This window comes from Streptomyces sp. NPDC102462 (assembly GCF_044765425.1).
In the GTDB taxonomy this organism is placed as follows: Bacteria; Actinomycetota; Actinomycetes; order Streptomycetales; family Streptomycetaceae; genus Streptomyces.
In genome coordinates this window covers 39,123-49,682 of sequence record NZ_JBIWKB010000067.1, presented here as the reverse complement: position 1 = coordinate 49,682, position 10,560 = coordinate 39,123, and the positions used below count along the sequence as shown (strand labels likewise).

At 68.8% G+C, this 10,560-nt stretch carries 11 protein-coding genes and 1 pseudogene; all 12 read left to right on the top strand.

Translation table 11 applies throughout. From position 1 onward, the window contains the following. Positions 1-288: zinc ribbon domain-containing protein (locus tag ACIRFL_RS37065; protein ID WP_404037935.1), on the top strand; the 288-nt coding region annotated here is incomplete at its 5' end. 75 nt (positions 289-363) lie between these two features. Then, complete coding sequence (locus tag ACIRFL_RS37060; RefSeq protein WP_404037932.1) at positions 364-1,182, top strand: MerR family transcriptional regulator; 819 nt, start codon at positions 364-366, stop codon at positions 1,180-1,182. Between the two features lie 611 nt (positions 1,183-1,793). After that, positions 1,794-2,054: pseudogene (locus ACIRFL_RS37055) on the top strand (maturase); the annotation flags it as partial. Between the two features lie 197 nt (positions 2,055-2,251). Then, positions 2,252-2,953, top strand: a complete 702-nt coding sequence (locus ACIRFL_RS37050) for a GntR family transcriptional regulator (protein ID WP_404037929.1) — start codon at positions 2,252-2,254, stop codon at positions 2,951-2,953. A gap of 187 nt (positions 2,954-3,140) precedes the next feature. After that, complete coding sequence (locus tag ACIRFL_RS37045; protein WP_404037926.1) at positions 3,141-3,329, top strand: FCD domain-containing protein; 189 nt, start codon at positions 3,141-3,143, stop codon at positions 3,327-3,329. Between the two features lie 244 nt (positions 3,330-3,573). Beyond that, positions 3,574-4,617, top strand: a complete 1,044-nt coding sequence (locus ACIRFL_RS37040; protein WP_404037923.1) for a BMP family protein — start codon at positions 3,574-3,576, stop codon at positions 4,615-4,617. A 4-nt stretch (positions 4,618-4,621) separates the two neighbouring features. Continuing rightward, positions 4,622-6,190 carry an ABC transporter ATP-binding protein gene (locus ACIRFL_RS37035; RefSeq protein WP_404037920.1) on the top strand — a complete coding sequence of 523 codons (1,569 nt, stop codon included), beginning with the start codon at positions 4,622-4,624 and terminating at the stop codon, positions 6,188-6,190. After that, on the top strand, positions 6,190-7,305 hold the full coding sequence (locus ACIRFL_RS37030) for an ABC transporter permease (protein ID WP_404037917.1): 1,116 nt from the start codon (positions 6,190-6,192) through the stop codon (positions 7,303-7,305). Before ACIRFL_RS37035 ends, ACIRFL_RS37030 begins: the two co-directional genes overlap by 1 nt. Before the next feature lies 1 nt (position 7,306). Beyond that, on the top strand, positions 7,307-8,386 hold the full coding sequence (locus ACIRFL_RS37025; RefSeq protein WP_404037914.1) for an ABC transporter permease: 1,080 nt from the start codon (positions 7,307-7,309) through the stop codon (positions 8,384-8,386). 3 nt (positions 8,387-8,389) lie between these two features. After that, positions 8,390-9,283 (top strand): amidohydrolase family protein, encoded by an 894-nt coding sequence (locus ACIRFL_RS37020; RefSeq protein ID WP_404037912.1) that lies wholly within the window; start codon positions 8,390-8,392, stop codon positions 9,281-9,283. 26 nt (positions 9,284-9,309) lie between these two features. Then, positions 9,310-10,002, top strand: coding sequence for a cupin domain-containing protein (locus ACIRFL_RS37015; RefSeq protein ID WP_404037909.1), 693 nt, complete (start codon positions 9,310-9,312; stop codon positions 10,000-10,002). Between the two features lie 15 nt (positions 10,003-10,017). Next, positions 10,018-10,542, top strand: coding sequence for a YbhB/YbcL family Raf kinase inhibitor-like protein (locus ACIRFL_RS37010; RefSeq protein ID WP_404037906.1), 525 nt, complete (start codon positions 10,018-10,020; stop codon positions 10,540-10,542). Positions 10,543-10,560: the final 18 nt, after the last annotated feature.

The following is a 10,560-nucleotide window of genomic DNA, read 5'->3' as shown; positions in this document are numbered from 1 at the left end:
GCCTTCCCGTCCTCCCAGGTCTGCTCCGCCTGCGGTTTCCGGGACGGCCCCAAGCCCCTGCACGTCCGGCAGTGGACGTGCGGCGCGTGCGGCACAGTGCACGACCGCGACCACAACGCAGCCCGTAACGTCCTCTTCGAAGGACGCCGTATCGTCGCCGCCGGACGGGCGGAGACGCCAAACGCCTGTGGAGCGCCGGTAAGACAGGCACACGTGCCCGCACAGCGCGGTGAAGCAGGAAGCCCCCGGAAGGGTCAGACGACCCAGGCCGGAATCCCCGGACTTTAGCCCAGGGAGCACGTCAATGGAGGGGCTTGTCCCTTCCCCAGGGGCAGAGGGCACAGTGGCCGTGTGCAAGAGGACTTGATTACCATCGGGGAGCTCGCCGCCAGGACCAGGCTCAGCCTCAAGGCCCTGCGGCTCTACGGGAACCGTGGGCTGCTGCCGCCCGCCCGGGTCGATCCGCGGACCGGGATCCGCCGCTACGGTCTCGCCCAGGTTGAACAGGCCCGCCGTATCGCGTTGCTGCGTGCCGCAGGTATGCCGCTGGCGCGGATCGCGGAGGTGCTCGATGCGAGCGGTGAGGAGCTGGTACGGGTGCTCCGCGCGTACTGGCGAGAACAGGAGTCGATTCACGCAGCGCGCCGGGACGCGGTGGGCTACGCCAGAGAGGTTCTGACCGGGAGGAGCCCGACCATGTACGAGATCGCCGAGCGTGATGTGCCCGAGCAGAAGGTCCTGTTCACCCAGCGCCATGTGACCGCGTCCGACCTGCCCGGCTTCCTTGCGGAGTCGAGCGAGCTGTTGCTTTCCCGCCTGCAGCAGGTGGGAGCGTGCCTGTCCGGACCTCTCTTCGCCGTCTACCACGGCCTGGTGAGCGAGGATTCCGACGGCCTGGTCGAGGTCTGCGCTCCCACACAGAAGGTGGTCGAACCGACCGAGCGGATCGGGGTACGCATCGAGCCTGCGCATCGTGAGGCATACACCGCCCTCACAAAGAGGCATGACGGCTACCCGGTGATGGCTGCGGCCCACGACGCCGTCGGCGCATGGCTCGCCGAGCGCGCGTACGCCCGCAGTGCCTCCAACCGGGAGGTGTACTACCCGAATTGGGCGACCGCCGAGCCGGGCGAGCATGTGGCCGACGTCGCCGTACCGTTCCGCCCGGGCTCTGCCGTGTAGGCATCTCCCTCCGCCGGCACGGTGACCGGCGTCGCACAGGCCCTGTTCGTGACCGGCCACCGGAGCCGAGCCTTCGGTCGACGGCGTCGTCCGCGAGAGTGGGCGGTGGTGCGCACCGAATGCACGATGCTCACCGGGTGGGGCGCGCACCACCGCACCGGGTGTTCACCTGCACGACGGTGCGGCCACCGGTGCGCACCGGGTGCGGAAGTGCACCGCGGGCCGCGTCGGAGAGGAGGGGGCCGCCTCACCGGCGCCATCGACCTCTCCAGCCACGCCCGTGTCCAATACTGCCTGGAACAGATACGCGAGCGCACCACCTCTGAGCGTGCCGCCTTTCTGCCGCCCACCTCGCCCCTGAAGTCCTCGCGCTGCGGCCCGACCACCGCCCGCTAGCGAGGCCGGTCAAGGAGATGAGTGGGCGGCCTACGTCGTGCTCGATACGCACAGCGAAGACGTACCACGGGATCGCCTACGGGGCGCGAGCCCTATGGCGACGGAGTGCCCGTAGTAGTCGCAGGAGTCACGACCTGCAGTGAGGTCCGGGAGGGCCGGAGCAAGGGCGAAGGGGCACAGGTGATCGAGAAGTTCAGAGAAGGGAGGCATGCGTAATGCAGACCGCCGAAACGGTGCTGGACGTCGTCCGCAAGCGCGGAGAAGGGGGACAACCGATCGAGAGGCTGTATCGGAAACTGTCCAACCCACAGCTGTACTTGATGGCCTATGGACGGATCTACGCCAACAAGGGCGCGATGACGTCGGCGGTCACCAGGGAAACCGCGGACGGCATGTCGCTGGAGAGGATCGGCAGCATCGTCGACGCCTTGCGCGCCGAGCGCTACCGGTGGTCTCCGGCCCGGCGGGTCTACATCGAGAACCATAGCCACGGGCACCTCGTCGGCGGCCTACTTCACTCTGTGGGAGCCCGGGGGTGCGATTCCCCCAGGCGACCCGACCATCACCGGTGGCTCGGCGCCGAATCGTGGGCGACGGCTACCATACTAGGAAGGCGGAGGCCGCTCGCCGGCCTCTCGTGGACCCAGATCTCCTCCTGACGAACGGACCCTGAGTGGATACCGACCCTGCCCTGACCCGCGAGAGCTCGAAGAGGGAGACGATCCTCCACCTGTTGCGCAGGGACATCGTCACGGGTGCGGTCCCGCCGGGGGAGCGGCTCTCGGAGGCGCGTCTGGCGACCCGTTTCGGTGTCAGCCGGATGCCGGTCCGCGAGGCATTGAAGGAGCTCGAGCGGGAGGGCTTCGTCGCGATCGAGCAGCGCCGCGGCACGTTCGTACGCTCGGTCTCCCGTTCGGAGATCCTCGATCTGTTTGAGGTGCGCGAGGCTGTCGAGGGCATGGCCGCGCGGCTGTGTGCCGCCAGGGCGAACAACAACTTCCTCGATCGGATCGACCAGACGATCGCTGCCATGGCGGAGCACGTCCGTGTCGCGAATTCGGATGGCTACACCCGTGCTGATGCGGAATTCCACGGCCTCATCGTGGCTGGCGCGTCCAACGAGCGCCTCAGTGACCACTACCGGTTGTTGATCCAGTACCTGCATCGCGGCCTGCTCTCCTCGATCGTGACCCGCCGTGAAGGCCGCATGGAGCGCTCCCTCGCCGAGCATCGCGAGATCGTCCGCGCCCTGCACGCGCACAGTGCGGATGAGGCCGAGACGGCCATGCGCGAGCACGTCCGGCGGGGTCGGCTCGAGCTCCAGGAAGAGGTCAGCACGAAGTTCGGCGGCCCCGAGCCGAGCGATCAGGCCTGACATGTCAGGTTAACCCAGGCCGCTGGGCCACGCGGCTCCCGGCCTCCCTCGACTACGGCCACGTTGCCTTTCGATTTCGTTCTGCGATCCGCTTGACAACTGGTATGGCAGAACCGCAGAGTGCGTTCCGCGATACGAAAACCCAGGCGTCATCCAGTGCCTGCATCGCGGCCTGCTCTCCTCGATCGTGACCCGCCGTGAAGGCCGCATGGAGCGCTCCCTCGCCGAGCATCGCGAGATCGTCCGCGCCCTGCACGCGCACAGTGCGGATGAGGCCGAGACGGCCATGCGCGAGCACGTCCGGCGGGGTCGGCTCGAGCTCCAGGAAGAGGTCAGCACGAAGTTCGGCGGCCCCGAGCCGAGCGATCAGGCCTGACATGTCAGGTTAACCCAGGCCGCTGGGCCACGCGGCTCCCGGCCTCCCTCGACTACGGCCACGTTGCCTTTCGATTTCGTTCTGCGATCCGCTTGACAACTGGTATGGCAGAACCACAGAGTGCGTCCCACGATGCGAAAACCCAGGCGTCACTCAGGCTCGGTACTGCCATACCAGTGATGCTGGGACCACATCGACAATCGCAACCAGCTCGAAATCCCGGCCGACCGAAGGGGCCCCTCGGATGCGAAACAAGATCGCGCTCGCTGCGGTGGCATCTGCCATACCAGTGGTGCTGACCGCGTGTGGCAGCAGTTCCTCCGACACCGCCGGCAGCTCCGCCGACTCCGGCAAGAAGACCATCGGCTTCCTGGCCCAGGCGCCGCGCAATGACGGGGGCTTCACCCAGTTCAGCCTCGCCGGCATCAACGCCGCGATCGCGAAGAACGCGGACCTCAAGCTCTCGTCCGTCGTCGACAACGCCGCCAACTCCCAGAAGCAGATCCAGGGCCTCGAGTCGCTGGCGGCCAAGAACGACATCGTCATCGCGGACGGCGCCTCGCTGAACAAGTCGGTCGCGGTCGTCGCACCGAAGTACCCGAAGGTGCGCTTCATCCTGGTCGCCTCTGACCTCGACCAGTACGCCGAGAACGTCACCTCCGTGACCACCGCCGTCGGGCACAACGCCATCGTGGCCGGCGCCGTCGCCTCGATGCACTCGCACTCGAAGAAGCTCGGCATGATCGCCGGCTTGCAGGTCCCGGCCTCGACCGCCTGGTACCACGGCATGGTCCAGGGTGCCAAGATCGACAACCCGGCCACCAAGGTCGTCCAGACCTACACCGGTGACTACAACGACGTCGGCAAGGCCAAGCAGGCCGCCGAGGCGATGATGGCCAACGGCGTCGACCAGATCCTTTCCGACCTGGACTCCGGTTCCGAGGGTGTCTACCAGGCCGCCGATGCCGGTAAGCCCGCCGCCGGCGTGTACGACGTCTTCGCCACGCACTGCGACTCCAGCCCGAACATCATCGGCTCCGGTGTCGTCTCGTGGGCCGACATCCTGCAGAGTGCCGTCACCGAGGCCGCGACGGACAAGCTGCCCTCGGGTGCGATCAGCTACGGACTCGCCTCGGGTGCGCTCCGCTTCGAGTTCTGCCCCGGCAAGGGCAGTGCCGCGGAGAAGGCCCTTGCGCAGAAGGTGACCAAGCAGATCGTCGACGGTGAGATCACCGCGGACAACGGCGTACTGCTGCCCAAGCCGAGCTACAAGTTCGAGCAGCGCTGACCCGATGACGAACATCCTCGATCCCGGCCCGGACGCCCAGGCGTCGCAGGGCAGTGCGCCCGCGCTGCGGCTGCGCTCGGTGACCAAGCGCTTCGGAGCTTTCGTCGCCAACGATGCGGTCGACCTCGACGTCGCCTGGGGCGAGATCCACGCCCTCCTCGGCGAGAACGGGGCCGGGAAGACCACGCTGATGCGCATCGTGACGGGGCTGTACGACCCCGACGAGGGACAGGTGGAGGTGTCCGGCGAGCCGGTCCGTTTCCGCAAGCCGCAGCACGCACTTCGTGCTGGGATCGGGATGGTCCACCAGCACTTCACCCTGGTTCCCACGCTCACCGAGCTGGAGAACCTCGTGATCGCACCCTCGCCGGTGCCGTGGCGCAATGGCGCTGCCGCCGCCCGTCGGAGGGCGGACGAGGTGGCCGCGGCGACGGGTCTGCGGATCACCCCCGACCAGCTGGTCGGCGATGCGGCCGTCGGTGAACGGCAGCGACTGGAGATCGTCAAGCTGCTGTGCGGCGGTGCCCGGATCCTCATCTTCGACGAGCCGAGCGCCGCGCTCAGCCCGGGGGAGTGGAACGAGCTGGCCCGCCTCATGCGGCGGCTCGCCGACGACGGTCACGCGATCATCCTCATCTCCCACAAGCTCTCGGAGGTCTTCGCGACCGCCGACCGCTGGACCGTGCTGCGTCGTGGCGCGGTGGCCGGGAGCGGCCGCATCGCTGATGCCACGCCGGACCGGCTGGTCGAGCTCATGGTCGGCGAGCCGGTTGCCGAACGCCCCCGGCCCGAACCGCGGGAGCCCGGTGCCGCGGTGCTGTCGATCCGCGAGCTCACGGTGGCGCGCGATCCCGGCATACCGCAGGGGCCGCGTGCTCTCGAGGAGGTCTCTCTCGAGGTCCGTGCCGGGGAGATCCTCGGCGTCGCCGGTGTGGCCGGCAGCGGTCAGGCCGAACTGGTCGAGGCCGTGATGGGCCTGCGTCCGGCGCTGTCCGGCGACGTCGATCTGGGCGGCTCCGCCTTCACCGCGCGCTCGCCCGAGGAGTTCTACCGCCGCGGCGGTGCGCTGATCCCCGAGGACCGTCACCACGTCGCGATCGTCGGCGACATGACCCTGTGGGAGAACATCGGCCTGCGTGCGCTGCGCACCGAACCCCTTGCCCAGCGCGGTGTTCTCCGCACCGCTGCCGCCCGCGAGCACGCCCGCGCGCTGATGGCCGAGTACGACATCCGTGCCGAGAGCGAGGCGCTCCCGATCGCACGCATGTCGGGCGGCAACCAGCAGAAGGCGGTGCTCGCCCGGGAACTCTCGGCCGGTCCGTCACTGCTCATCGCGGCACAGCCGGTACGCGGTCTCGACGTACGCGCCACGGACTTCGTCTACCGCCGCCTGGTCGAGCACCGGGAGGCCGGGGGCGCCGTACTGCTGATCTCCATGGACCTCGACGAGGTGATGTCGCTCTCGGACCGGATCGCCGTGCTAGCCCACGGCCGGATCCGCGGGACCGTCCCCGGTGGGTCCGCCACTCGCGCCCAGTTGGGCGCCCTGATGACGTCGTCGGAGGCGGTGTGATGATCGGGAAGGACCTACTGACCCGGATCGGGGTCCAGCTCGCAGTGGTGGTTGGCGCGATCGCGCTCGCCGCCGCGATGGTCGCCGCGATCGGGGTCTCGCCCGGCGACGCACTGTCGGTCTTCTGGGACGGCACCTTCGGCCAGAGCGTCAACCTCGGTACGACGCTCACCCAGAGTGTTCCGCTCCTGCTGGTCGCCCTCGGCTGGATCGTCGCCACGCGGGCCGGCCGCCTGCACGTCGGTTTCCCCGGCCAGGTGATCATCGGTGGCTCGGCAGCGACCGCGGTCGGCCTCCAGTGCGGTGGCCTGCCGATGCCGCTCGCCGTACTCGCGACCGTTGTCGCCGGTGCCGTCGGCGGCATGCTGTGGGCCGCTGTGACCGCGTGGCTGTGGGCCTCGCGGGGTGTGCTCGAGATCGTCTCCTCGCTGCTGCTCAACCTGGTCGCGGTGCAGGTCGCCGCCTGGTTGGTGCGCGGTCCGTTGCAGGGTTCGCTCGACGGGCAGCCGCAGTCGAAGACCTTCCCGAGTTCCACGTTGTGGCCCGCGTACGACGGCATCCCCGGTCGGACCCTCTCGTACGACGTGGTCCTGCTCCCGATCTGCGCGATCCTCGTGGTCGTCGTGCTCAGCCGGACCGTCTTCGGCTTCCGTCTCCGCATGGCCGGTGGCAATCGTGACGCCGCCCGCTGGTCTGGTGTCGACCCGGTGCGTGAGGGCGTGAAGGCGATCCTGATCTCCGGTGGCTTCGCCGGCGTGGCCGGGGCTGCCCTTCTCTTCGCCGGATCGACTCCGTGGATGAGCGATGGCTTCGAGGCCAATGTCGGCTTCAACGGCATCGCGGTCGCACTGCTCGCGCGCAACTCGGCGGCCGCGGCACCGATCGCCGCGATCGCCTTCTCCTCCCTCAATGTCGGCGGTACCGCACTGCAGGCCCAGCTCGACGTACCGAGCTCGATGGCCTCGGTGCTCCAGGGTGCCGTGATCGTCCTCGTCCTGGTCGCCGCGGTGCTGCTCCAGCGGCGGGTGTCGCGACGCGCCGCCATCGCGCCGTCCGCGGCGCCCGAATCCGACGCGAAGGATGCCGACCCGGCACCGATCGCGGAGAGGGTCTGACATGGGGATCTTCGACGTCGCCTTCCTCGTCTCTGCGGTGACCATCGCCGCACCGATCCTGCTGGCCGCCACGGGCGAACTCGTCTCCGAGAAGGCGGGCGTGATCAATGTCGGCCTTGAGGGCGTCATGCTCACTGGCGCCTTCACCGCCTACTGGACGATGACCGGCACCGGCAACATGTTCGTCTCCTTCCTCGGGGGCCTGGCCGGTGGACTGCTCTTCGGTGTCCTGATGGCCGTGCTCGCCATCGAGGCCAAGGTCGACCAGATCGTGTCGGGCATCGCGATCGGCCTGCTCGGCTATGGCATCACGACCTTCCTCAACAGCGATGCGATCAAGGATCCGAAGACCCTCGCGCCGATGCAGCGCCACGGCATCCCCGGCCTCGAACACCTGCCGGTGGTCGGCCAGGCGCTCTTCAACCAGGACGTGTTCATCTACGTCACCGCGGTCGTCGTCGTACTCGTCGCGCTGGCCATGACGCGCACGACCTGGGGTGTGAACCTCAAGGCGGTGGGCGAGACGCCGATCGCCGCCGATGCGGCCGGTGTCAGCGTGCGCGGCCTGCGCTGGGCGGCGACCATGTTCTCGGCGGGCTGCGCCGGACTGGCCGGTGCCTACCTCTCGATCGGCGATGTCGGTGTCTTCCGCGAGTCGATGACCGGTGGACGTGGCTACCTTGCCCTGGCCGCGGTGCTCTTCAGCCGCTGGCGTCTGGGCGGGGTCGGCCTGGCCGTGACGATCTTCGCGGTCACCGATGCCACCCAGCTCCGACTGCAGGCACTGGGGGAGATCCCGCGCGAGGTCTGGATCGCGGCCGCCCTGATCGTGGTCGTCGTCCTGGCGCTGCGCGCCCGGGTCCGGGCCGGTATCCGGCTCACCAGCGGCGACGCCTTCATCGGCGTCGTACTGATCGCCCTGGTGGTCACCGCGATCGCCGCACCGAAGACAACCCTGCCGGTCCCGCTGTGGCTGGCGATGCCCTACGTCCTCGCGCTGGTCGCGCTGGCCACCGCCGGGAACACCCGGAACCAGGCGCCGACCGCCCTGACGATTCCCTACCTGCGAAGTGAGATCTGAGCCGTGATCACCGATGTGCACACGCACTTCTGGACCCCCGACCACCAGGGCTCGCCGTGGTCCGACGGACTGCAGCGGGTGAACCGCAAGCTCTCCGAGGAGGAGATCGACCGGGTCACGCTGGAGTCCTACACCCAGCGGGTGGCACCGGCCGAGCGGACGATCGTCTTCGGTCTCCAGGCCTTCGCGTCGGGGATCGTCGTACCGAACGATGCAATCGCTGACTTCGTGCGCAAGGTGGGCGGCCACACCGTCGGCTTCATGTCGGTCGACCCCACCCGCCACGACGCCTGCGACGAGATCGAGCGTTGCCACGCCGAGCTCGGCCTCCAGGGCATCAAGCTCGGACCGATCTACCAGGGCACCTCGCCGCTGCACCCGCTCACCCTGCGGGTCTTCAAGACCGCCGAGCGACTCGGCCTGCCGGTGATGATCCACCAGGGCGCGATCTTCGCCAGCGCCGGCCGGCTCGCCGACTCCGTCGCCCTGCTCCTCGACGATGTCGCGATCGCCTTCCCCGACCTGCGCATCGTGATCGCACACATGGGCCACCCGTGGATCTACGAGACCGTCACGGTGATGCGTCGCCACGCCAACGTGTACGCCGACACCTCCGCGATCCCCAGCCGCCCGACCGTGCTGGCCAATGCGCTCGTCGCCGCCAAGGAGTACGGCGTCCTGCACAGGGTCCTCTTCGGCAGTGATTCACCAATGGTGAGTGCCGAGTCCGCCGTCGACGGCCTGCACAAGGTGGTCGCACAGACTCAGCGTCAGGGCTACACCGCCATCACCGACGAGGAACTGCACGAGCTCCTGCACCGACCCGCGTTCGAGCTCCTCGGCATCACCGATCCGGTGACCGAGCCCGCTCTCGACCTGGCCCCGACCAGTTCCTGATCCATCCCCACGAAGAAAGAGTGACGATGTCAGACGACACGACCGCTCCGGTCGCGGCGCCCTTCCGGAACGCCGACGCGGTGTTCTCCGGACCGCTCCCGGTGGAGATCTCGATGGAGCCGATCGTCAGCGGAGCCGAATTCGCCTACGAGGACGTCCTCCTCGACGACGACAACGGCTTCTTCGCGGTGTGGGCCTGTGACGCCGGTGTCTACCCGCGCCACAAGGACCGCCGCGGTTCGTTCATGTACCTGCTCGACGGCGGCGGCTCGATCGTCGACGAGGACGGCACCGAGTACGCACTCACCGCCGACTCGATCCTGATCCTCCCCTTCGGCTGGAAGGGCCGCTGGAAGATCACCAAGACGGTGCGCAAGGTCTACGTGCACACGACGCCGGTGCCGCCGTACCGCGAAGGCGTGCAGAAGTGCACCTTCGTCCCGACCGACGAGGTCGCCCAGGACGGCGTCGTCTCCGACGGCCCCGACGGGACCGCCCTCCTGCGCACCACCGAGGTCGGCGAGCACACCGAGGAGATGCGCGGACGGGCCCGCTTCGTCTACGTGCTCTCCGGCATCGCTGTCCTCGAGAACGCCGACGGCTCGCAGGTCGAGCTGACCGGCGGCGCCACCGTCGGCCTCCCCGATGGCTGGTCCGGCACCCTGCGCGTCACCGAGCCGCTGCGCACCTTCGACGTCATCTCCACCCCCGCCCGCTGATCCAGAGAGAACCCCATGACCGATGACCCGTACGCCGTCGTCACCCCGGCGCCCGCACTCACCGTCACCAGCACCGACCTTGTCCACGGGGCGGAGGTGCCCGTCCCGTTCCGCGACCCGGCCATCGGCGGCACCGACGCCAGCCCGCAGCTGTCGTGGTCGGACTTCCCTGCGGAGACCAAGAGCTTCGCGATCACCTGCTACGACCCCGACGCCCCGACCGGCATCGGCTTCATGCACTGGGCGGTCTTCAACATCCCGGTGACGGCCACTGAGCTGCCGACCGGTGCGGGTGCACCCGGATCCGCCGACATGCCCGCCGGCGCGGTGACGCTGCCCAACGACGTCCGCCTCCCGCAGTACGTCGGTCCCAACCCGCCGCCGGGCTCCGGACGCCACCGCTATGTCTTCATCGTGCACGCCGTCGACGTGGCGCGGCTGGAGATCCCGGCCGACCTGACGCCGACCGTGCTCGGTTTCAACCTGCACTTCCACACTCTTGCCCGCGGCAGCCTCACGGGCTGGGTGGATTCTGAATGAGCACGATCGCGTCCGAGG